This window comes from Actinomycetospora endophytica, from assembly GCF_021026375.1.
In the GTDB taxonomy this organism is placed as follows: domain Bacteria; phylum Actinomycetota; class Actinomycetes; order Mycobacteriales; family Pseudonocardiaceae; genus Actinomycetospora; species Actinomycetospora endophytica.
Genome location: NZ_JAJNDB010000002.1, coordinates 803,504 through 824,243 on the forward strand (window position 1 = coordinate 803,504; position 20,740 = coordinate 824,243).

19 protein-coding genes are annotated in these 20,740 nt (G+C 74.8%); 8 read left to right on the forward strand and 11 right to left on the reverse strand.

Annotation, left to right across the window (positions count from 1 at the left end):
• The first annotated feature begins 109 nt into the window (after positions 1 to 109).
• Entirely contained in the window at positions 110 to 733 is a 624-nt protein-coding gene (locus tag LQ327_RS14735; protein WP_308286311.1) for a TetR/AcrR family transcriptional regulator, read from the forward strand.
• Here the strand turns inward: LQ327_RS14735 and LQ327_RS14740 are convergent.
• Positions 709 to 1,527 carry a thioesterase family protein gene (locus LQ327_RS14740; protein ID WP_230734765.1) on the reverse strand — a complete coding sequence of 273 codons (819 nt, stop codon included), beginning with the start codon at positions 1,525 to 1,527 and terminating at the stop codon, positions 709 to 711. The genes LQ327_RS14735 and LQ327_RS14740 overlap by 25 nt on opposite strands.
• A 241-nt stretch (positions 1,528 to 1,768) precedes the next feature.
• Between LQ327_RS14740 and LQ327_RS14745 the strand changes: the two genes are divergently transcribed.
• Both LQ327_RS14745 and LQ327_RS14750 read left to right on the forward strand, forming a co-directional pair.
• The gene (locus LQ327_RS14745) at positions 1,769 to 3,490 is read left to right on the forward strand and encodes a class I adenylate-forming enzyme family protein (protein WP_230734767.1); all 1,722 of its coding nucleotides are present in this window, start codon (positions 1,769 to 1,771) and stop codon (positions 3,488 to 3,490) included.
• Positions 3,491 to 3,531: 41 nt separating this feature from the next.
• Positions 3,532 to 4,638, forward strand: coding sequence for an LLM class flavin-dependent oxidoreductase (locus tag LQ327_RS14750; protein ID WP_230734769.1), 1,107 nt, complete (start codon positions 3,532 to 3,534; stop codon positions 4,636 to 4,638).
• Here the strand turns inward: LQ327_RS14750 and LQ327_RS14755 are convergent.
• Both LQ327_RS14755 and LQ327_RS14760 read right to left on the reverse strand, forming a co-directional pair.
• Complete coding sequence (locus tag LQ327_RS14755; protein ID WP_230734771.1) at positions 4,626 to 5,375, reverse strand: SDR family NAD(P)-dependent oxidoreductase; 750 nt, start codon at positions 5,373 to 5,375, stop codon at positions 4,626 to 4,628. The genes LQ327_RS14750 and LQ327_RS14755 overlap by 13 nt on opposite strands.
• Positions 5,368 to 6,012: a TetR-type transcription factor C-terminal domain-containing protein gene (locus tag LQ327_RS14760; RefSeq protein WP_230734773.1), complete on the reverse strand. Its 645-nt coding sequence runs from the start codon at positions 6,010 to 6,012 to the stop codon at positions 5,368 to 5,370. The genes LQ327_RS14755 and LQ327_RS14760 overlap by 8 nt, the downstream gene beginning before the upstream one ends.
• 119 nt (positions 6,013 to 6,131) lie before the next feature.
• Between LQ327_RS14760 and LQ327_RS14765 the strand changes: the two genes are divergently transcribed.
• A complete protein-coding gene (locus LQ327_RS14765) occupies positions 6,132 to 7,217 on the forward strand; it encodes an MBL fold metallo-hydrolase (RefSeq protein ID WP_230734775.1) in 1,086 nt (361 codons plus the stop codon).
• 32 nt (positions 7,218 to 7,249) lie between these two features.
• Here LQ327_RS14765 and LQ327_RS14770 read toward each other — a convergent pair whose 3' ends face one another.
• The 7 genes from LQ327_RS14770 to LQ327_RS14810 form a co-directional block, all read right to left on the reverse strand.
• Positions 7,250 to 8,212 carry a hypothetical protein gene (locus LQ327_RS14770; RefSeq protein ID WP_230734776.1) on the reverse strand — a complete coding sequence of 321 codons (963 nt, stop codon included), beginning with the start codon at positions 8,210 to 8,212 and terminating at the stop codon, positions 7,250 to 7,252.
• Positions 8,209 to 9,219, reverse strand: coding sequence for a hypothetical protein (locus LQ327_RS14775; protein ID WP_230734778.1), 1,011 nt, complete (start codon positions 9,217 to 9,219; stop codon positions 8,209 to 8,211). The genes LQ327_RS14770 and LQ327_RS14775 overlap by 4 nt, the downstream gene beginning before the upstream one ends.
• The gene (locus tag LQ327_RS35390; RefSeq protein ID WP_443611914.1) at positions 9,216 to 9,743 is read right to left on the reverse strand and encodes a UGSC family (seleno)protein; all 528 of its coding nucleotides are present in this window, start codon (positions 9,741 to 9,743) and stop codon (positions 9,216 to 9,218) included. Before LQ327_RS35390 ends, LQ327_RS14775 begins: the two co-directional genes overlap by 4 nt.
• Before the next feature lie 11 nt (positions 9,744 to 9,754).
• Positions 9,755 to 10,618 (reverse strand): NAD(P)/FAD-dependent oxidoreductase, encoded by an 864-nt coding sequence (locus tag LQ327_RS14790; protein ID WP_230734785.1) that lies wholly within the window; start codon positions 10,616 to 10,618, stop codon positions 9,755 to 9,757.
• Entirely contained in the window at positions 10,615 to 12,318 is a 1,704-nt protein-coding gene (locus LQ327_RS14795) for a UGSC family (seleno)protein (protein WP_443611915.1), read from the reverse strand. The genes LQ327_RS14790 and LQ327_RS14795 overlap by 4 nt, the downstream gene beginning before the upstream one ends.
• A 3-nt stretch (positions 12,319 to 12,321) precedes the next feature.
• Complete coding sequence (locus LQ327_RS14805) at positions 12,322 to 13,620, reverse strand: MFS transporter (protein ID WP_230734791.1); 1,299 nt, start codon at positions 13,618 to 13,620, stop codon at positions 12,322 to 12,324.
• 125 nt (positions 13,621 to 13,745) lie between these two features.
• Complete coding sequence (locus LQ327_RS14810; RefSeq protein ID WP_230734793.1) at positions 13,746 to 14,417, reverse strand: GntR family transcriptional regulator; 672 nt, start codon at positions 14,415 to 14,417, stop codon at positions 13,746 to 13,748.
• Between the two features lie 119 nt (positions 14,418 to 14,536).
• Here LQ327_RS14810 and LQ327_RS14815 point away from each other — a divergent pair, with 119 nt between their 5' ends.
• From LQ327_RS14815 to LQ327_RS14830, 4 genes are read left to right on the forward strand one after another with little or no spacing between them, the layout of a single operon-like run.
• Positions 14,537 to 16,603: an acetate--CoA ligase family protein gene (locus LQ327_RS14815; protein WP_230734796.1), complete on the forward strand. Its 2,067-nt coding sequence runs from the start codon at positions 14,537 to 14,539 to the stop codon at positions 16,601 to 16,603.
• Complete coding sequence (locus tag LQ327_RS14820; protein WP_230734797.1) at positions 16,603 to 17,340, forward strand: enoyl-CoA hydratase/isomerase family protein; 738 nt, start codon at positions 16,603 to 16,605, stop codon at positions 17,338 to 17,340. The genes LQ327_RS14815 and LQ327_RS14820 overlap by 1 nt, the downstream gene beginning before the upstream one ends.
• Before the next feature lie 19 nt (positions 17,341 to 17,359).
• Complete coding sequence (locus LQ327_RS14825; protein WP_230734799.1) at positions 17,360 to 18,499, forward strand: acyl-CoA dehydrogenase family protein; 1,140 nt, start codon at positions 17,360 to 17,362, stop codon at positions 18,497 to 18,499.
• Positions 18,496 to 19,560: an acyl-CoA dehydrogenase family protein gene (locus LQ327_RS14830; RefSeq protein WP_230734802.1), complete on the forward strand. Its 1,065-nt coding sequence runs from the start codon at positions 18,496 to 18,498 to the stop codon at positions 19,558 to 19,560. Before LQ327_RS14825 ends, LQ327_RS14830 begins: the two co-directional genes overlap by 4 nt.
• Here the strand turns inward: LQ327_RS14830 and LQ327_RS14835 are convergent.
• Entirely contained in the window at positions 19,550 to 20,653 is a 1,104-nt protein-coding gene (locus tag LQ327_RS14835; RefSeq protein ID WP_230734804.1) for a hypothetical protein, read from the reverse strand. The genes LQ327_RS14830 and LQ327_RS14835 overlap by 11 nt on opposite strands.
• Positions 20,654 to 20,740 lie beyond the last annotated feature (87 nt).

Below are 20,740 nucleotides of genomic sequence, written 5' to 3' on the forward strand. Positions count from 1 at the left end.
CCTCAACTAACGCTAGTTAGTCACCGTAGACAGGGCGTGGCACGCCGCACAAGGGACTCACGAACGCTCGTTAGTCGCTAGGGTGGGCCGACCCCCGGAAGGAGTGGCCGTGCCCGCAGCGTCGTCCGAGCGGATCGCGGCGCGCGATCCGGTGACCAGCGCCCGCGTGCTCGACGGCGCCCTCACGCTCTTCGCCGAGCGCGGGTACCACGGCACCGCGCTGAGCGAGATCGCCGGCGCGCTCGGCGTGCGCACGCCCAGCCTCTACAACCACATGCGGTCCAAGCACGACCTGCTCGAGGCGATCATCGACGCCACCACCGCGGGGGTGCTCGAGGACTTCCACGCGGTGCGCGACGCCGGCGGCGACCCGGCCGACGTGCTCTTCCGGGCCGCGCGGGTCTACGCCTACCGCCACGCCACGCACCGTCGGGAGGCCCTCGTCGTCAACCGGGACACCTCCAGCCTGGACGAGCCGGTCCGGTCGTCGATGCAGGCCCGCCGCCGCGAGCACGAGCACGCGCTGCGGGCGGTCATCGCCGCGGGGGTCGAGCAGGGCGTGTTCGTCGTGGACTCACCCGCGCTCGCGTCGTTCGCCATCCGCGAGCTGTGCGTGAGCATCGCCCGCTGGTTCTCCGAGGACGGGCCGCTGACCGCGGATCAGGTGGCCGATCAGTACGCCGGGTTCGCGCTGCGGATCGTCGGTGTTCAGCCGACCAGCACCGCGAGCTGACGCGACTGCGCGCACAGCACCCCGCTGGAGTCCCACACGTCGAAGTCCTCCTCGTGCAGCCCGTGCGCGACGTGGCGGGTGCGGACGCGGCAGGCCAGCGGGCCGGGCGCGGGGTGCTCGCGCAGGTGGACCGTGAGCTGGGCGGTGTTGCTCAGCCGGCCCTCGAGCTCGGCGACGACGGGGGTGGCGCAGTCGACGACGAAGGCGAGCGAGCGCAGCGTCGGGTCGCTGCCGTCGGCGAAGTCCACCCAGAACTCCGCGGTCGGATCGCCGGTCGGCTCGCCGCGCCGCCAGCCCGGCAGCTCCGGGACCCGGAAGCCGATCCGCTCGGTCACCGAGGCGTCGGCGCGCATGTCGGTGCCCGCCAGGAGATCGAGGCACGCGTCCGGCGGCGGGAGGACGGGCGCGGCCTCGCCGTCCCAGCGGTCGGAGGCGGAGCCGGCGAGGTCGCCGAAGCTCGCCTCCAGGCGCACGACCTCCCGCGGGTCGCCGTCGGGGCCGGGCTGGGAGAGCTGCGCCGAGCCGCTGGCGAGCCGGCGCCCGACCCGGTGCACCGCGGTGTCCAGGCGCGCCGGGCCGGGCACGGCCGGGCGCAGAAAGCTCGCCGAGGCGACGACGGGGTCCGGTCGCCCGGCGTCGGCCATGATCGTCGAGAGCGGGTACAGCGCCGCGGCGAGCTGGTAGCCGCCGTTGAGCCGGCCGCCGCCGATGCCCCACCGCGGCGAGAGCTGCAGGTCGAACCCGCCGTCGGGACGCGGCTTCCCGGTGGTGTCCTCCTCGAGCACGCTGATCACGCCCGCAGTCAAGCAGGCGGGGACGCTCGCGGCCCGGGCTGATCGCGTCGGGAGGACCGTCCTTGCTGATCCGGATCACGCGATCAGCAATCCCGGCCCGTTCGGCGCGATCTTGCGGGTGGATCGGGCGTCGGAGGACGCTGCGTCACCGGCCGATCACCGAAGTGACGGTGGTCCACGTCCCACCCCATCCGTAATCTAGGACTGACTAGAAAAACCGGCCGGCCCGAAGGCGAGGACCATGGACGCGAGCATCGATGAGCGACGGGCGGAGCTGCGTCGTCGATTCCCGGTGTGGACGCCGATGGCCCTGCACGAGCGGCTGGACGCCTGCGCGGCCGAGTTCGCCGACCGCCCACTGGTGATCACCGACGAGCGCACCGTCTCCTACGCCGAGGCGGCGGCCTGGGCGGCGAGGCTGGCGGACGGCCTCGTCGCGCTGGGTGTCCGCCCCGGCGACCGGGTGGGCCTGGTGATGGCGAACTACCCCGAGTTCGTGCCGCTGAAGTTCGCGATCTCCCGGGTCGGCGCGATCGCGATCCCGTTCAACTACCTCTACCGCACCGAGGAGCTGCGCTACGTCCTCGACCAGTCCGACTGCAACGTCCTGATCACCATGACCGGGTTCGCGACGCTGGACTACCTCGCGATGCTCGACGAGATCGTGCCCGGGTGGGAGGACCGGGACGCCACGCCCACCCAGCTCCCGGAGCTCCGCGAGATCCTCACCCTCTCCACCGACGGGCGCTCCCGCGCCGGGGTGCGCACCGTCGACGACCTGGCCGAGCTCGGCGCCGCCCACCCGGGCGGCGCCACCGCCACGGTCGCCCCGGACTCCGTGGCCGACATCCTCTACACCTCGGGCACCACCGGCTCGCCCAAGGGCGTGCTCATCACCCACGACGCCAGTCAGCGCACCGGCTACGCCTCCGCGCTGACCCGCGCCATGGAGGACGGCCGGCGGATCCTCTTCTCCCTGCCCTGCTATCACATGTTCGGCTACGTCGAGGGCCTCATGGCCGCGCTGATGGTCGGCGGCGCGGTGGTCCTGCAGACCGCGTTCGACGCCGGGTGCTACCTCGAGGGCATCGAGCGTCATCGGGCCACCGACATCCTCTGTGTCCCGACGATGACCGTCGCGCTGCTCGAGCACCCCGACGTCCGCACCCGCGACCTGTCCGGCCTGCGCGCGATCCTCTCCGGCGCCGCGCCGGCACCCGTGTGGCTCTGGGAGAAGGTCCGCGACACCCTCGGCGTCGCCGAGATCGTCACCGGCTACGGCATGACCGAGCAGGGCGGCGCGATGACGCTGAGCCTGCCCGAGGACCCGCTCGAGCGGCTGTCCGAGACGGTCGGCCGGGTGAAGCTGGCAGGTGCCGCCGGGCTGCCGGAGTCCGCAGGTGACGCCGCGGGCGACCTCACCGAGTACCGCACGATCGACGTCCTGGACGGCGAACCGCTGCCGGCCGGCGAGGAGGGCGAGCTCGCCGCGCGCGGCCCGACGAACATGATCGGGTTCTACGCGAAGCCCGAGGAGACCGCGCTGGCGCTCGACGACGAGGGCTGGGTGCGCTCGGGGGATCTCGGCTATGTGCGCGACGACCGCTACATCGTCCTGACCGGCCGGAGCAAGGAGCTCTACAAGTCCGGCGGTGAGCTCGTCATGCCCAAGGAGGTCGAGGACGTCCTCTCGCAGCACCCGGGGGTGAGCCAGGCCTACGCGGTCGGGGTCGCCGACGAGCGCTGGGGCGAGATGGGGGTCGCCTGCGTGGTGGCCAAGGCGGGCGTCGAGGTCACCGCCGAGGAGCTCATCGAGCTCTGCAAGGCGCGTCTGGCCCGGTTCAAGGTGCCGCGTCGGGTGGTCTTCCTCGCCGCGGAGGACCTGCCCACGACCCCGACCGGCAAGGTCCAGAAGTTCCGGCTGGTGCGGATGGCGCAGGAGAGTACGGGCGCCGGGGTCTGACACCGGGCGGGAACGCGAGCGGACGACGGCGAGGAGCGACGATGCACGTCGGGATGGGGCTGTTCTTCCAGGGCCTCGAGGACGGACGCGACGACCACGACGTCGTCCGGGGCAACCTGGCCCTGGGCGACCAGGCCGAACCCCGCGGGTTCGAGTCGATCTGGACGGCCGAGCACCACTTCAGCCGGTACCACATGATGCCGAACCCGGCCCAGTTGCTGACGTACTTCGCGGGCCGCACCCGCACCGTCGGGCTGGGCACGATGGTCATGGTGCTGCCCTGGCACGACCCGGTGCGGGTGGCCGAGGAGCTCGCCTGGCTGGACACCGTCTCGGACGGGCGCACGGTGCTCGGGCTCGGCCGCGGCCTCGGGTCGATCGAGTTCGACGGCTTCCGCCTCGAGATGGGGGAGTCCCGGCAGCGGTTCGTGGAGTACGCGACCGCGATCTCGGAGGCGCTGGAGACCGGCGCCATCGAGTTCGACGGCGAGCTCTACCGCCAGCCCCGCGCCGAGATCCACCCGCCGGCGGCGCGGACCTTCCGGGGCCGGACGTACGCGTCGGCCGTCTCGCCGGAGTCGGCGAAGATCATGGCTCGGCTCGGCTACGGGCTGATCCTGATCGCCCAGAAGCCGTGGGAGGTGACCGTCCGCGAGACCGCCGAGTACCGCGAGCTGTTCCGCGAGATGCACGGCGAGGACCCGCCGAAGCCCGTGCTGGTCAACTTCACGACCCTCGACCCGGATCCCGGCCGGGCCCGGGAGCTGCACGACGAGTACGCGATGGCCTACGCGCGCTCGACGATCGAGCACTACGAGTTCACCAACGAGCGCCTCGAGCACGTGCCCGGCTACGAGTACTACGCGGGCCTGCGCCGCAACATCACCAAGCACGGGCTCCCCACGTTCAACCGCTTCCTGGCCGATCTACAGATGGGCGGGACGCCCGACGAGCTCGTCGAGCAGACCGTGGAGCGCGTGCGTGCCCTCGACGCCGGGGGAGTGGTCAACCTGTTCTCCTTCGGCGGCATGCCCCAGCACGTCGCGCAGCGCGCGCTCGACGTCTACGCCGAGCAGGTCCTGCCGCGGCTGCAGGCGATCGACGTCGACCGCAGCGTCGGCCCGGTCACCGCAGCTCAGAGCGCGTAGCCGCCGTCGACGTCGAGGGTCTGTCCGGTGATCCACCCGGCCCGGGGTGAGACGAGGAAGGTGACCGCCGCGGCCACGTCGTCGACGGAGCCGAACCGGCGCAGCGCGAGGTTGCGCCGCGCCGTCGTCAGGAGCTCGTCGGTGTAGTCGCCGCGCGCGACCAGCTCTGACCACATGCCCTCGCCCTCGACGAGACCGACGCCCACGCAGTTGGCCCGGACGCCGTGGCGGCCCTCCTCGGCGGCGATCCCGCGCACCGTGGCCGCGATCGACGCCTTCGGCGCGGAGGAGAGCATGTCCTTCTTCGAGTAGCGCTCGATCGCCGGCGTCACCAGCGCGACCATCGATCCCCGCGTCTCGCGCAGCACCCCGATCGCCGGGTGCAGCAGGTTGTAGGCGGCCACGGTGTCGCCGAGGACCTGCTCGCGGTACTGCTCGGGCGTCACGGCCGAGATGTAGCGCATCGGGATGTAGGGCCCGGCCGCGTAGATCACGGCTGAGAGCGGCTCGGGCGCCGCGGACCGCACGACGAGAGCGGTGGCCTCGGCGTCGCGCAGGTCCGTCGCGGCGGTGACCGCCCGCCCGCCGTGCTCCTCGACCGTCGCCGCGGCCCGCTCCGCCGCCTCACGCCCGTTCCGGTAGGTCACGACGACGTTCCAGCCGTCCTGCGCGAGGTGGGCGCAGACCGCGCCGCCGATCCCGCCCGAGCCGCCCGCGACCAGTGCCCAGTCACCCATGATCGGTCCCCGGGGCGCGCAGCGCGTTGTGCACGAGCCGCCGCGCGGTCGCGGCGATCTCCTCGACCGTCCCCTTCTCCGGGTCCCACCAGTCGCTCGCCCAGTTCAGCGCGCCGAGCACGAGCATCCGCGCGCCGCGCGGGTCGAGCTGCGGGTCGAGCTCGCCGCGGGCGACCGCGTCGTCGAACAGGCCCCGCCACAGCACCCCGTAGCGGGCCTCCTCGACGCGGCTGGGGGCGCGCAGTTCGTCGGGCAGTTGGGAGACGGTCCGCATCGCCGCCGCCGCCCGGGCGTGGCCGACCAGCACCATCTCCAGGTGCGCCGTGGCGGCCACGCAGATCCGGTCGAGGGCGCCGACGGACCCGTCGAGGGCCTCGAGCGCGGCGGCGACGTGCTCGTGGGTGGCCCGGACGCCGCTGACGACGACCTCGGAGATCAGCTCCTCGCGGGTGGCGAAGTAGTAGTAGACGGCGGGCAGCCGGAGCTCGGCCAGCTCGGCGATCTCGGTGATCCGGGTGCCGTCGTAGCCCCGGCGCCGCAGGACCGCGGCGGCGGACTCGAGGATCCGCTTCCGGGTCCGGGTCGACTTCCGGTCCTGGCCCGCGGTCCCCGGGGCCTCCGGACTGCGAGGGCTCACACGGGAGATCGTAGGAGATCGACCGCCCCGTCACGCTCGTCACGAGCCCGGCACGCGGGCCCGTGCGGTATGACAATCGAGAATCTCGTAGAAAGTACCCAAAGCTAATGGAGGTCGACGTGACTCAGGATTCGCCGGGGCAGGCCACGCGCCCGGCCGTGCCGGACCAGCCCGACGACTGGACCGAGCCCGGCGCCTACCGGGTCCTGGACGACGTCTGGCGGCTCCCGCTGCCGCTGCCCTCGGCCGGTCTGCGTGCGGTCAACGTCTACGTCGCGCGCGCCGAGGACGGGCTGACCCTCGTCGACTCCGGGTGGGCGAGCCCGGACACCGTGGCCGCGCTCGACCGGGGCCTCGCCGCGCTCGGTCACACCACCGCGGACATCCGCCGCATCGTCGTCACCCACGCCCACCACGACCACTACACCCACGCCATCGCGCTGCGCGGGAACGGCGGCGGCCCGGAGGTCCTGCTCGGGCGCGGGGAGGAACTCACCGTCGACGCCGTGCTGGCCGACCGGAGCGCCGCCGAGCCGGCGATGCCCCAGGCCGCGATGCTGCGCCGCGCCGGCGCGCCCCGGCTGGCCGAGGCCATGACCGAGTTCGGGCGCGCGATCCGGGCCGCGGACCGCGCGCCGTGGGACCGGCCCGACCAGTGGCTCGACGACGGCCAGGCCGTCGCCGTCGGCGCGCACCGCGTCGAGACCCGCGCGACGCCGGGGCACACCCGTGGCCACGTCGTCCTGCGCGACGAGGCGGCGGGCGCGCTGTTCGCCGGCGACCACGTGCTGCCCCACATCACCCCGTCGATCGGCTACGAGCGCGCGCCCGAGCCGGCGCCGCTGCGCAGCTACCTCGCCTCGCTGCGCCTGGTCCGCGACCTCCCCGACGCCCTGCTGCTGCCCGCGCACGGCCCGGTCGCGCGCAGCGTGCACACCCGCGTCGACGAGCTGCTGGAGCACCACGAGCAGCGCCTGTCCCTCGCCCTCGACCTGCTGCACTCCGGCGCGACGACCGCCCACCAGGTGGCCGCGGGCATGAGCTGGACCCGCCGGGAGCGCAAGCTCGACGACCTCGAGACCGAGCACGCCGCGCTCGCGGTCCTCGAGATCGCCGCGCATCTCGACGTGCTCGTCGACCGGGGGCTGGCCCGCGCGGACGACGGCACCGACGGGGTGCGCCGCTATGTGCCTGCCGGCCCGTGAGCAGTAATTGACGCTACGGCGTCAATTTCTGCTCACAGGCACGAAGTGCACCTGCGGGACCCGCCCATCCAGCCGGGCAGATGCAGGATCTTGATCCCGGGCCCGCCGGCGACGACGGGGACGACGGCCTCCGGGTCCGCCGCGACCGGCGCGCCGAGACGCTCGCCGCCGCGGGTGTACAGGGTTTCCTGCAGCGCCCCGATCGACGGGAACGATCGCGCCAGCCGCGCCGCGACCTCCGGCGGCAGCACCAGCGTCTGCTCGGACGCCGCCAGCCGCCCCGGCACCCCCGCCGCGCGGCCCGGAGCGGCGAGGGCGTCGGCGAGCGGCTCGAGGAGGTCGTCGGGGGCGTCGAGGTCGTCCCGGGGGAGCACCTCGGCGGTCCCACCGATCGACAGCACGGTCACGGCATCTCCCTCGAGTCCGCGCCGCACCGCGAGCCCGGGGTACGGCGACGACGGCGCCTCGGCCAGGCAGCACCCGTAGCGGGCGGGCTGGGCGGTCGTGGCCATCGTCGTGACCCCGGGCATCACACCCCCGACCACGGCCAGCGTCAGCGCCAGGGCCCGCCCCACTGGGCCGTTCGCGTGCGGCCCGGGCCCCAGCAGACCGGTCGACGACGACAGCCCGATCGCGTCCGCCACCGGGCCGTGCACCACGAGCCCGACGGCGGGGGTGCCGGTCGTCGTCTGCACGCCGAGCAGGTTGAACTCCGGTTCGGTCGCCGCTCGGGCCGCGGCGAGCACGACGGGCAGGACCCCGGGGCGGCACCCGGCGAGCACGCAGCAGCCGGCCGCGACCCGGGCGGTGAGCTCGCCGAACAGCGGTGGGACAGCGGCGAGCACGGCGTCCGGATCGCCGACGCCGTCGAGCATCGCCTCCCAGCGCGACGCCGTCGGGGGCACCACCGGGAGCCCGTCCCCGATGCCCGCCGCGAGCAGGTCCGCCGTCGTCTCCTCGACGCACGCACCGTCCGCGACCGGGGCGAACGTCACCGGCGCACCCGCACCGAGCAGAGCTCGGTGCCCCCGAACGACGGGATCCAGGCCGAGTGCTTCCCGGCGCCACCGGCCACCACGATGTGCAGCTGCTCGGGGCCGGTGCTGACGGTGTAGGCGTCCCCGTCCGGCTCCACGCCCCACTCGACGAACTGGCGCCGGTTCCCGGGCGAGATCCGGTCGAGCGGGATGCGGGCGGTGGCCCACAACCGGTCCCGGATCCCGTCGAGGGTCCACCCGTCCCGGTGCAACGTCGCGGCATGCTCCGGGCCCAGCACGAGCAGGTGCGGGCCGCGCACGTAGACGTTGTTCGAGCCGGACTCGGCCATGGTCCCGGCCACCGTCGTGAGGATCTCCTCGCCGGTGGTGCTGCCGTGGTCGTTGACGTTGTGGGGCGGCTCCGCGGCCATCACCGACACCACGCCGTCGTCGGGACCGAAGCCCCGCTGCACCCCCAGGCCGGGCCACGGGCTCTCGTCGGACTCGGCGAAGCAGAACGTGTACTTCGCGGGCGAGCCCTGGGTCGAGCGGTCCAGCAGCCCGGGCGTGGCGCCCCCGACGTGCAGGAGCACCAGCGAGAGCGCACGGCCGAGCGTGGCGTTGGCGCGGTTGCCCGGCCCGAAGCAGTTCCCGCCGCCGTGGAAGCCGGCGCGGGCCGGGCCGGACACCAGCACCATCGGCGCGCACGGGTGGGTGGTGGCCAGCGAGCCGTGCAGGTTGTACTCCGGGGTCACCACCCCCTCGAGCGCCGTGAGCAGCACCGGCATCAGCCCCGAAGGGCACCCCGCCATCACCGCGTTGGCCGCGACGGAGCGCAGCGTCGGCGTGACCCCGCTCGGCGGCAGCGGGGCGAGGACCTTGTCGGCGTCGACGGGCAGGTCGGCGAGCATCGCCTCCACGCGCTCCTCGGTGGGTGCGACCGTCGGCAGCCCGTCACCCCAGCCGCGGTCGTCGACCCAGTCGTCCCAGACCGCGTCCGGCGGCACCTCGAGCGTGTCGGTCATGTCAGCACCCCCATCGTCCGGAAGGTCTCGACGACCCCGGCGAACGCCGCGTCGATGCGCCCGGCCAGCTCGGCGTCGGACAGCCCGCCGATCGGGTGCTCGATCACGACGAGGCGCGGGTCGGCCTTCCGCGCCTTCGCCTGCGCCTGCACCAGCGGCAGGAACGAGCGGGTGACGACGAGGACGGAGCGGAGGCCGCGGCGCTCCAGCTCCAGCGAGTCGTGGAGACTCCACGACGAGCACGAGCCTCAATCACCGATCGCCACGACGGCGAGGCGGTACTGCGCGGCGAGGTGGTCGAGCAGCTCCGGGTCGGCGCCGGCGGCCGCGCTGGGCTTGGACGCGAGGTGCATCGGCCCGAGGCCCTGATCGACATCCAGGCGCTGCCCAATGGTCTCGAGCAGCACCGTCGCGCCGGGCTTGGAGTTCGACAGGCCGCAGAGCCCACCGGTCGCGGTCGTGGTGACGGTGTCCTCGACGGTCGTCCCGGGCGCCAGGCCGTGGGTGGGGTCGACGATGCGCATGGCCGGGCTCCTCAGTCCTCGGTGGCGAGCAGGGTGACGACGGCGAGCCCGGCGCGGCGGCCGTCGGCGGCCGCGGCCAGCAGGGTCGGTGTCGCGATCTCGGTGTCGACGGCGACGTCCCCGGCGGCGAGCACCCGGGGGTCGCCGTTCGCGGCGTCGAGCAGCGCGAGGCGCGGGCGGGTCGCGGCGGCGGTGAACAGTCCCGAGGCTTCCAGCGTGGTGCCGTCGTCGAGGTGGACGGCTGCCAGCGTCGCCGGCCCCTCCAGCCCGGTGACGGCGACCCCGCGGCGGACCTCGATCGCCGCCGAGGCGGCGACCTCGCGCTCCGCCGCCGCGGACCACGTCGTCGTGCCCGCGACCACGGTGACGTGCGCGGCGACCCCGGCCAGCTCCAGGGCCTCGGTCGCGGACCACTCGTCGCCGCCGAGGACGACGACCTTGTTGCCCGCGTGCAGCGGCCCGTCGCACGAGGCGCACTCGGACAGGCCCCGACCCTCCCACGCGGCCGCATTCGGGATCGCGGCGTCGTCGGGCGCCAGACCCGTCGCGACGACGACCGCCCGCGCCTCGGCCGGGCCTTCTGCGGTGTCCAGCGTGATCGCCGGGCCGGTGCGCAGCCCGGTGACCTCGCCGTAGGCGATCTCGACGCCCGCCGTCATGGCGTCCTCGAGCAGGGCCCCGGCGAACTCCGGCCCGTTCGGCGCCCCCGCACCGCTCGGCGGCCACGCCCGGACCGCGCCGAGCGAGATGAGCCGCCCGCCGGGCGCCAGCATGTCGTGCGCGACGGTGCGCAGCCCCTGCTCGGCGCAGGTGCGGGCCGCGGTCAGCCCCGCGATGCCCGCGCCGACCACGACGACGTCCCAGGGCTCGGTCACGGTGTCTCCTCGATCCGACGGCTCACGGGTACCCCCTGGACGTGGTTCTGGACGAAGCCGCGGGACTGGTTGCGGCTCTCGTTGCCGGCCAGCACGATCCCGAGATCCGCGGCCGGGGCGAGCATCGGGACGAGGCGGTCGGGGTCGGTGCCGCCGTAGCGGTCGTCGAGCTCGCCGCTCGCGACCTTCGCATCGAGGTCGAAGCTGGTCGACCCGACGTTCCACGCGCACCGGGCCAGCGCCGAGGCGGACACCAGCAGGTGCTCGCCGAGGTGGGCACGAAGCGCGTCCTTGTCCACGCCGTGGCGGGCGAGCGCGGCGGCGACCGCGGGCCCGAGCACGAGCAGGGGGTGGAACGCCCCGAACTCGAGCCCGGTGTAGGCCCACGGCCCGATCGCGTCGGCCATCCCGCGGGTCAGGGCGTCGAGGTGGTCGCGAGCGGTCTCGCCGCCGGAGTAGATCGGGGCGCTGACGGTGACCACGCTCTGCACGGTGACCACGGAATCGTCGTCGGCGAACCCGCGGTCGGCCCGGAACGAGGGCCAGCCGAGGTCGGCCACGGCGCGGTCGTTCTCGGCGAGCGCCACGTGGAACGACGACGCGATCGCTCCCTGGTCGGTGTGCTCCGGCGGGATCCGCAGCCCCGCGACGTTGCGCAGGTAGAGCCGGGTGAAGCGCCCGACCGCGGTGTTGGTCCGCCGTCCCACCCGCATCGCGCCGGTCCCGCTGTTGAACCCGAGCCGTTCGACGACGGGTCCGGAGACGACGACGAGGGGCTCCCAGCCCGGCGTCGACCCGGCGTCCTGGACCCGCCAGACCGGGTCGGCGAGGCACTCGACGACGGCGAGCAGCACCGGCATGTGCTCCGGCCGGCAGCCCGCCATCACCCCGTTGACCGCGACGCTGCGCACCGTCGCCTGCCGCTGCTCGGGTGCCAGGACCCCGAGCACCTCGTCGGGGTCGCGACGGGTGTGCGCGAGGAACGCCGCCACCCGTTCCGGTGTCGGCGGGACGATCGGCAGGCCGTCGGTCCAGCCCCGCGCCTCGAAGTGCTCGGTGACGGTGTCGAGGTCACCGCGCACGACGACGGCGTCCCGGGCCGGGTCCGCGTCCTCGGTCGGGGTGTCACCGACGGCCGCGGACCCGGCGACGAGGGCATCGACGACGGCGGGCGCGACCTGCTCGCGCATCTTGGCGCGGAACGTCGCCGTCTCGTCGGTGAGGATCACGCCCGGGTAGCTCACGATCGGGACATGGGGCACTCCGAGGGAGCGCCCGATCGCGCGCCCCATGCCCTCGAACCCCGCTCCGCCGATCGCCACGGCCGGGACCCCGGCGCGCTCGGCGGTGGCCGCTGCCCGCATCACGGCAGGCATGCACGAGCCTCAAGCGCCCACCGCGGCGACCACCAGGTCGACGCGGTGGGACCGCAGCAGCTCCGGCAGCGCCTCGAGGACCCGGCGCTCCTCGGCGGCCGAGGCGTGGAAGTTGCCGAACTCCTCCCAGCCCACGAACTCGACGGCGCCGTGCCGCTCGCGCGCGACCTCCGTGATCACCTCGAACATCTCGGGCCCGCGGAAGAGCTCGTCCCACAGGTAGGCCACGCGGACGCCGGCCAGTTCCGCGGGCCGCTCGTGCTCGGCGACGTCGCCGGTCACGCGTGGGCCGAGCGGCCACAGGACCTCGTAGTCGGGTTCCACCGATCACTCCTCCGCCGTGATGACGCGACCGGACCGGTCGCGCAGGAACACCGCCGCCACCGTGACGATCGCGGCGCCGAACACCGCGATGCCGACGGCGATGCCGTAGCCGGACGTGGTGGCGACGATGCCGCCGATGAGCGTGCCGAGCCCGGACAGGCCGCGGCCGATGTTGTAGGCGGCGGCCGACCCCAGTGACCGGATGCGGGTGGGGAACAGCTCGCCGAACCAGACACCGAAGATGCCGAAGTAGCCCAGGAACAGGCTGGAGAGCAGGTAGAGCCAGACGAAGCTGCCCAGCCCGCCGCCGGACAGCGCGAGCACGAGCATCACCGCGAACACCACGGTCTGCAGCGCGGCGAAGGCGACGAACACCCGCCGGCGGTTCACCACGTCGGAGAGCCAGCCGGCGAGGATGAACCCCACGAACGAGATCGCCGAGGCCACGTAGAGCACCGTGCTCGCGGCGCCCTTCGAGTACCCGAGGTCGCTGGTGAGCAGCGAGGGCATCCAGGTCGTCGCGGTGTAGGGCACCCACTGGCCACCGAAGGCGACGAGCAGCCCGAGCAGCACGAACGGGAGGCTGTCGCGAGCGACCAGCTGGCGCCACGGCGAGCGGTCGGTCTTGCGGTCCACCTCCGCCGAGAGCTGCCCGGCCGCCTTCCGGGCCTGCAGCTCCTCCCACTGCCGCGACTCCCGGCAGGAGTACCGCACCCAAACGCAGCCCAGCGCGGGCAGCACGCCGACCAGGAACGCCCACCGCCAGTCCGGTACCACCTGCGCGACGAGGATCGCCAGCGCGTAGGCGGGCCACAGCGAGGACTGCACCAGCCCGCCGCCGAGCCCACGCCGTTTCGGCGACCAGGCCTCGTTGAGCCACGCGAAGCCGACCGCCCACTCCCCGCCGGTGCCGATCCCGGCGATGACCCGCAGGACGACGAAGACCGCGAAGCTCGGCGCGAGGAACACCAGCCCGGTGGCGATCGAGTAGATGAGGATCGACCAGATCAGCGTCCGCCGGCGGCCGAAGCGGTCCCCGAGCCAGCCGAACGCCACACCGCCGACCGCCGACCCCACGAGCTGGCCGACGATCGCGACGCTGAACACGCCGGCCGAGACGCCGTACTCCCGCATGATCGCCGTCGCCAGCAGCGTCGGGAGCATGAAGTCGAAGTACTCCATGCCCCAGCCGAGGCAGGCCGCGCCCAGGATCCGCCGCCGCTCACCGGGCGTGTACTCCGGCGGCGCCGTGACCACGCTCCCGGTGCCCGGCGCGGACGTCGGGGTGTCCTCCGTCGTCATCGTCGCCTCCCGCGAGGGGCGGGCGCCGCACCACTGCGGCGGGCCTCACCCGATCGGGAGGTTAGGTGGGTCACAGGCCGGACGTCCAGAGGGGATTGGATGCAATTTCGGCTACCACCGTGTGCCTAGGACGGCGGCAGCCCCAGCGCGGCGTGCAGGTCCGAGACGGTGAGGTCGCGGTGGGCGTTCATGAGGGTCACGACGCCCTCGGTGTCGCCGCGGCGCAGCGCGGTGATCATCTTGCGGTGCTCGCGCATCACGCGCCGGCGGCTCTCGGCGTCGTAGAGGTGCACGGTCCGGTAGGGCTCGCTGCGCCGCCAGAGCCGGTCGATCTCCTCCACCACGAGGTCGAGCCCGGAGTAGCCGAACATCGTGAAGTGGAACGCCTGGTTCCCCGCGACGATGCCGGCGACGTCGACCCGTTCCACGTCCGCGCCGATGGCCTCGTTCAGCCTGGTCAGCTCCCCGAGCTGCGCGGACGACAGGCGCGGGAGCGCACGGAGCACCTCGGTCTCGAGGGCCCGGCGCATCAGGTAGACCTGTGCGAGCTCGTCGGCGTTGAGGCGGGTGACGGTGTAGCCGACGTGCGGCTCGTGGCGCATCACGCCCTCCGCCTCGAGCGACTTGAGCGCCTCGCGCACCGGGATGCGGCTGACCCCCAGCCGGGCGGCCAGCGACTCCTGGCGCACCTGCTGGCCGGGGACCAGCTCGCGGGCGCGCAGCATGGCGCGGATCTCCTCGACCACGCGCGCGACGCTCGTGACCCGCCGCGCGGTCTCCGGTGCGGTCCCGGTCATGCGCCACCTCCGCCCCGGAGCGTAACGAGACCGGCCTCGGGTCGGCGTCGTCCGTCACGGTGCGGATTTTTGGATACGAAATGTTGTCCGACACCTGCTGAGCTGCCTAGGGTCCGTCCGTGCCGACCGACTGGGACCGGGTCCTGCATCCGCGCTCCGTGGCCCTCGTGGGGGCCTCCGGCCGCGAGGGCCACCCGATGGCCCGCCCGCTGGCGTGGCTGCGCGACCGGGGCTTCGCCGGCGTCGTCGCACCCGTCAACCCGAAGTACCCGTCGCTCGGCGGCCTGCCCTGCCACCCGTCACTGGCCGACGTCCCCGGCCCGGTCGACCTCGTCCTCGCGCTGGTCCCGGCCGCGCGAGCCGTCGACACCGTGGAGGAGGCGGGTGCGGTGGGCGCGGCCGCCGTCGTGGTGTTCGCGTCGGGGTTCGCCGAGGTCGGGGAGGAGGGCGCGGCGCTGCAGGCCGAGCTCGCCGCGGTCGCGCGCCGCACCGGGGTGCGGGTCCTCGGGCCGAACTGCCAGGGGCTCTACGTCGCGCGGAGCCGGCTCTTCGCCACCTTCACCGCCGCCGGTGAGCGACCGCTGGAGGGCTCGAGCGGCATCGCCTACGTCGGGCAGAGCGGCGCGATCGGCGGCGCGGTCCTGGACGTAGCGGCCTCCCGCGGCCTCGACCTGACCGCCTGGGTGAGCACCGGGAACCAGGCCGACGTCGACGTCACCGAGATCGGGCGCGTCCTCGTCGCCGACCCCGACGTGCGCGTCCTCGCCGTCTACACCGAGGCGCTCCCCTCACCCGAGGACTACGTCCGGCTGGCCGCGGAGGCGCGCGACGCGGGCACCGCGCTCGTCGTGCTGCGCAGCGGACGCACCGACGCCGGGCGCCGGGCCGCGCTCTCGCACACGGGCGCGATGCTCGCCGACGGGACCGCCTTCGAGCTGGTGTCGCGCGCGTACGGCGTCGTCACCGTCGACGACGTCGAGGAGCTGCTCGCGGCCGCGACGTTGCTGCGGACCCAGGCGCCGCCGCGGGGCCGCAACGTCGCCGCGGTGACCAGCTCGGGCGGGGCGGGCATCCTCGCCGCCGACCGCTGCGCCGACCTCGGGCTGGCCGTCCCCGAGCTGGGCGAGGAGACCCGGGAGAAGCTCGCGCTGCGGGTGCCCGCCTTCGGCGCCGTGGGCAATCCGGTCGACGTCACCGCCCAGCTGTTCAACGACGGCGGCGGCGCGTTCGGCGAGGTGTGCGCCCTGGTCCGCGCCGACCCGGCCGTCGACGCCGTGCTGATCCTGCTGACGATGCTCGTCGGGGACACCGCCACCGCGCTGGCGGCCGATCTGGCCGACACCGTCGTCGAGGGTCCGCCCGGCGGGCCGCCGCTCGCCGTCGTGTGGATGGCCGGCGAGGACGCGACGGTCGAGGCGCGCGCCGTGCTGCGCGTCGCGGGCATCCCGGTGTTCTCCTCGGTCGCGGTGGCCACCCGCGTGCTCGCCTCCGTCACGCCCCGACCCGCGCCCCCGGCCGTCGTCGTCGAACCGGCCGTGGCGCCACCCGGTGACGGCTGGGATCTGCTCGACGCCTTCGGGATCCCGGTCCCGCGCTCGGCGGCGGTGGTCGATCCGGACGAGGCATCGGGGGCCGTCACCGCCGTCGGGGGGACCGCCGTGCTCAAGGCGGTCGCGGCGGGCCTCGAGCACAAGACCGAGGCCGGCGGGGTGCGTCTCGGGGTCACGGCTGACACGGCGACCGGTCAGGCTGCGGACCTGCTGGCCGGGGTCGCGGACACCGTCCTGGTGCAGGAGCAGGTGGCGCCCGGGGTGGAGCTGCTGGTCGCCGTGGACGGCGGGCGGGACGGGTGGCCGCCGGTGCTCACCGTCGGGCACGGGGGAACCGGCACCGAGATCCACCGCGACGTGGCCCACGCGCTGGCGCCGGTCAGCCCGACGACGGCCCGGGAGCTGCTGGCCTCGTTGCGCTGCTGGCCGCTCCTCGCCGGCCACCGCGGCGCGGCCCCGGCCGACGTGGACGCCGCCGTCGACGTGATCGTGCGGGTCGGGCGCGCCGCCGTCGTCCCCGGGCTGCGCGAGCTCGAGGTCAACCCGGTCGTCGTCGGGACCTCGGGGGCGGTCGCCGTCGACGTGCTGCTCGACCGGGAGGACGCTGCGACCCCGAGCCCCGAGGAGGAGCGCTGATGGGTGGCATCACGCTGGAGGTGATCGACGCCGTCGCCCTGCTGACCGTCGACGCCCCCGAAGTGCGCAACGCGCTCACCCCGCGGATGGGCCGCGAGCTCGCGGAGGCGTGCGACGCGGTCGACGCGGACCCGGCGGTCGGCGCCGCGGTGGTGCGCGGTGCGGGCGGCACGTTCTGCTCCGGTGCCGACCGGCGGACCTGGGATCCGTCCGCGGACCAGGCCGAGGACGCGACCTTCCGCGACACCGGTGCGGTCTACGGCGCGTTCCGCCGGGTCGGCACGCTGGCCGTCCCGACGATCGCCGCGGTGCGCGGCGCCGCCGTCGGGGCCGGGATCAACCTCGCGCTCGCGACCGACCTGCGCGTCGTCGCCCGCGACGCCCGCCTGCTCGCCGGGTTCCTGCGCATCGGGCTGCATCCCGGTGGCGGGTTCTTCACCCTCGCCGGACGCAGCGCCGGCCGGGAGGCGACCGCCGCGATGGGCCTGTTCGGCGAGGAGGTCGACGGGGCCCGCGCGGCCGAGCTCGGGCTCGCCTGGGCCGCGGTCGACGACGCCGAGGTCGAGGACACCGCCCTCGCGCTCGCCGCGGTCCCGGCCCGCGACCCGGACCTCGCCCGCGAGGCCGTCCGCTCGTTCCGCACCGAGCTCGGGCCGCCCGGCCTGCCCTGGGACGCGGCCCTGGAGTTCGAGCGCGCCACCCAGATGTGGTCCCAGCGCCGCCGCACCGGGCGCTGACCCGAGGAAGGACCGACCCGTGATCTTCACGCCCACCGTGCTCTCCCCGGCCGAGGACGCGCTGCGTCACGAGGTCCGCCGCTGGCTGGACGCGGCCCTGCCCGCCGACTTCCGGCCCGGTCTCGGCCTCGGCGGGCGGCACGACCCGGAGTTCAGCCGCGCGCTCGCCGCCCAGGGATGGGTCGGGATGTCGATCCCCCGCGAGTACGGCGGCGCCGGGGCGAGCACCGTCGAACGCTTCGTGGTCGTCGAGGAGCTGCTCGCGGCGGGCGCTCCGATCGCCGCGCACTGGATCGCCGAGCGCCAGACCGCGCCGACGCTGATGCGGTTCGGCACCGAGGAGCAGCGGCGGTGGTTCCTGCCCCGGATCGCGGCGGGCGAGTGCTTCTTCTCGCTCGGGATGAGCGAGCCCGACGCCGGGTCCGACCTCGCCTCGGTGCGCACCACGGCCACCCGTACCGAGGACGGCTGGCGGGTCGACGGCACCAAGGTGTGGACGACGAACGCGCACCTCAACCATTTCTTCGTCGTCCTCTGCCGGACCTCCGCCGCCGACGACCGCCACGCCGGGCTCTCGCAGCTGATCGTCGACCTGTCCTCGCCCGGGGTGACGGTCTCCCCGATCCCGCTGATCGACGGCGAGCTGCACGTCAACGAGGTGGTGCTCGACGGCGTCCACGTGCCCGACGAGCGGGTGCTCGGCGAGGTCGGCCAGGGCTGGGCCCAGGTGACCGCCGAGCTCGCGCACGAGCGCTCCGGTCCCGACCGCTACCTCTCGGTCCTGGGGCTCCTCCGGGCGTTCCTGGCCGACCACGGGAAGGACCTCGACGACTCCGACGCGGCCGCGTTCGGACGGATTGCGGCGCGGCTGTGGTCGATCCGCCAGCTCTCGCTGTCGGTGGCCCGGGCCCTCGAGCAGGGCGAGGCCCCCGCGACGGAGGCGGCGCTGGTCAAGGATGTGGGCACGATCTTCGAGCAGGAGGTGGTGGAGACGATGCGTGAGGTCGCCGCGCTCGAGATCGACCCCGAGGGGGAGACGCAGTTCGAGCGGTTGCTCGCCGAGTGCGTCCTCAACGCGCCGAGCTGGACGCTGCGCGGCGGCACCACCGAGGTGCTGCGCGGGATCGCCGCCAAGGCCCTGACGCGGGCCGCCCGGTGAGCGCCCCGGCGATCGAGAGCGGCGAGCTGCGCGACGCGGTCGCCGCGGTCCTGCGTGACCGCGTCACCCCGGAGGTGCTCGAGGCGGCCGAGCGGGACGGCTGGGCCGCGGGAGTGTGGGAGCCGCTCGCCGACGGCGGGTTCGCGGCCGTCTCCGTGACCGAGGCCGCCGGGGGCTCCGGCGGATCCGTCGCGCAGGCGTGCGCGGTGCTCGAGGCCGTCGGCGCCGCCGCGGTGCCGGTCCCGGCGGCCGAGACCGGGCTGCTCGCGGGGCGGCTCCTCGCGTCGGCCGACCTGGAGCTCCCGGACGGTGCGCTCTCCACGACGTCGTCCCCGGGGCTGGCCCTGGGCTCCGGCGGGCTGGCCGGTGCCGTCGCCCGGGTGCCGTGGGCGCGGGCGGTGTCCGCCCTCGCGCTGCTCGCCGACGGGCCGGACGGACCCGTCGTCGTCCTCGTGGATCCCGGCGCCGCCCGGATCACCCCGGGCCGCAACCTCGCGGGCGAGCCCCGTGATCACGTCGATCTCGACGGCGTGCGGCCGCTGGTGACCGCGCCCGCCCCGCCCGACGCGGGCGTCGAGCTGCGGCGGCGTGGCGCGCTGTCGCGTGCCGCCCTCGTCGCCGGGGCGTGCCGGGCGGTCATGGACCTGACCGTGCGCTACACCGGCGAGCGGGTGCAGTTCGGGCGTCCGGTCTCGGCGTTCCCCGCGGTCGCGACGCACCTGGTCCGGATCGCCGAGCAGGCCGAGACCGTCGCGATGGCCGCGCGCAGCGCGGCGGCGAACGCGGGCGAGGAGGGGGAACCGGCGCCCCTCGACGTCGCCGCGGCGGCCGTCGTCGCGTCGGAGGCCGCCGGGGCCGTCGCGGCGGCCGCGCACCAGGCGACCGGGGCCATGGGGATGACCCGTGAGTTCGCGCTCGGAGCTCTGACCCGGCGGCTCTGGTCGTGGCGCGACGAGTGGGGTGGTGGACGGGTGTGGGCCGCCGACCTGGGCCGCTCGCTGGCCGCGGGCGGGGCGGACGCGTTCTGGCCGACGCTCTCCCGCGGGCTGGTCATCCCGTGACGAACCGGGCCCGGTAGCGCTCCACGAGCAGGAGCAGAGCGAACTCGACGACGACGGCGGAGACGACGAGCTCGGCGTCGAGGTAGCCCAGCGCGACGTTGACCCCGGCCAGCGCGATGACCAGGCCGGCGCGGGCCGTCGTCGTGCCCCAGCGGTCCCGGCCGAGGACCAGCGCGACGGCCGCGAGGAACAGCAGGACGCCGACGATCGCCTCGCCCGCCGAGGCGACGACCAGTAGGGGCGGGCGGGAGCCGTGCGGGACCACCTGGTCGTCGAGGATCAGCGTCGTCTCGGGCCCGCCCGCCCAGAGCACGATCAGCACCACCAGGCCGACCAGGGAGAAGAGCCCCAGCAGCGCGGAGCCCGCGATCAGCGCGAGGCGGTGCACCCACCGCGGGAAGAGCACGTTCTCGGCGCGCAGGACGGCCGCGCGCAGCGTCCGGGTCCGGTGCCCGGGCGGCTCGACCGGCGCGGCCTCGACGAGCGGACGGGTCGCCGCGGCGTGGGCGGCGAGGTCCGGCCGGGACGGGTCGGCCGCCATCGCGGTGAGGTCGGCGAGCAGGGCGGTTCGGGCCGCCGGGGTCAGCGGCCCGTCGGCCACCTCCTTGAGCCCGTCGGCCGCCGCGTAGGCGCGGGCGCGCGGGCCGTCGAGGTGGGTCCGGCGGGCCAGGGTCGCGAGACCGAGGACGGCGAGGAAGACGACGTAGATGATCGGCGCCGCGAGCGGGGTGAAGTAGTCGTTGGCGGCGGTGATGAACTTGCCGACCTCGTCGACGAAGAGCCCCGAGCCGACGCCCACGCACACCGCCGTCACGTGCTGCACCCAGTGGTTGGCCCACAGCAGGGCGAGCAGTCCACCGATCAGCAGGAGCAGCCCACCCCACAGCGCATGGGCCAGGTGGTACTGCCCGCCGCCGATCTGCGGGTAGCCGGTCAGGGCGAGGTAGAGCCGGGTCAGGACGACGGTGACCCCGAAGCTGACGGCCACCAGCCGCAGGCTGCGGGCACCGTCGGCGCGCTGGACGGGGCCGCGGCTCCGGTGGGGCTCGGGATCAGCGGTCCCGAGGCCCGTCGTGACCGGGATCGTGCTCATCGGGGCCCCCTCGGTGCTCGTCGCGCCGACGGTAGCCAGCGGGGGACGCGATGACCACGAAACACCCGGTCAGGAGCCCACGACGCC